Origin of the sequence: Aminobacter sp. AP02 (assembly GCF_003148805.1) — a bacterium.
Lineage (GTDB): Bacteria > Pseudomonadota > Alphaproteobacteria > Rhizobiales > Rhizobiaceae > Aminobacter.
Map to the genome: position 1 here is coordinate 1 of NZ_QGGX01000068.1, position 1,321 is coordinate 1,321.

General features: G+C 60.2%; 1 protein-coding gene and 1 other annotated feature. The gene reads right to left on the minus strand.

Translation table 11 applies throughout. From position 1 onward, the window contains the following. Positions 1-39 precede the first annotated feature (39 nt). Positions 40-1,268, minus strand: a protein-coding gene (locus tag C8K44_RS27205) for an IS3 family transposase (protein WP_109578862.1) whose coding sequence is annotated in 2 segments (ribosomal slippage) — positions 40-974 and positions 974-1,268 — 1,230 coding nt in all. Because the reading frame shifts where the segments join, the coding sequence is not laid out codon by codon here. After that, positions 871-987, minus strand: a sequence feature (AL1L pseudoknot). Its footprint overlaps the gene before it by 117 nt. Positions 1,269-1,321 lie beyond the last annotated feature (53 nt).

Below are 1,321 nucleotides of genomic sequence, written 5' to 3' on the forward strand. Positions count from 1 at the left end.
TGAACCGCACCGGGTTTGCCGGAGGCTGTTTGGTTTAAGTTACGCGGCCATGGCTGGCTCGTCCAGCATAGCGTAATGCTGCTCCTCGGCCTCGGCTGGCGGGATGTTTCCGATGGGCTCCAGAAGCCGTCGATGGTTGAACCAGTCGACCCATTCCAGGGTAGCGAACTCCACCGCTTCGAAGTTCCTCCATGGCCCACGCCGATGGATGACCTCAGCCTTGTAGAGGCCGTTGATCGTTTCGGCGAGGGCGTTGTCGTAAGAGTCACCGACACTCCCGACGGACGGCTCAATGCCTGCTTCCGCCAGGCGTTCGGAATACCTGATGGACACGTATTGAACGCCCCTGTCTGAGTGATGCACGAGGCCGCCGCCATGAACGGGACGCCGATCATGAAGTGCCTGCTCCAGGGCATCGAGGACGAACCCGGCATGTGCTGTCCGGCTCACCCGCCAGCCGACGATGCGGCGAGCGAAGGCGTCGATCACGAAGGCCACATAGACGAAACCCTGCCAGGTGGCGACATAGGTGAAATCCGAAACCCAGAGCCTGTTGGGCGCGGGAGCCTTGAACTGTCGGTTCACGCGGTCCAGTGGGCTCGGAGCCGTCTTGTCCGGGAACGTTGTGCGGATCGGCTTTCCCCTGATGATCCCTTGCAGGCTCATCGACCTCATAAGCCGAGCGACGGTGCAGCGGGCAACATCGAAGCCTTCCCGCCTCAATTGCCGCCAGACCTTCCGAACGCCATAGACGCGATAATTCTGCTCGAAGACACGACGTATCTCGATCTTCAGGCCGATATCACTGCGGGCGCGGATCGACAGGCGGTCCACGTCCAGGCGCTTGGCGACGTTCTCGTAATAGGTTGATGGGGCAATCGGCAATAATCTGCAGATAGGCTCGACCCCGAATACGCCGCGGTGTTCGTCGATGAACGAGATCATCGTTTGAAGGGGCGGTCGAGCTCCGCCATCGCGAAATATGCTGAGGCTTTGCGCAATATCTCGTTGGCCTGACGAAGCTCGCGGTTCTCCCGCTCAAGAGCCTTCATCTTCTCGGCGACATCGCTCGGCAGGCCTGCTCGTTTGCCGCTGTCGACCTCGGTCTTCTTCACCCATTCGTGCAGCGTGGCTGGCGAGCAGCCAATCTTGGCCGCGATAGAAGAAACGGCCGCCCACCGTGATGGATGCTCGGCTTCGTGATCCAGCACCATACGGATGGCCCGGTCACGGACCTCAGGCGAGAATTTGTTCGTTGTCTTGCTCATATCAGCTCCAATCTCTCAAAAGTTGGAGCCTCCGGCAAACCCGGGGCGGTTCA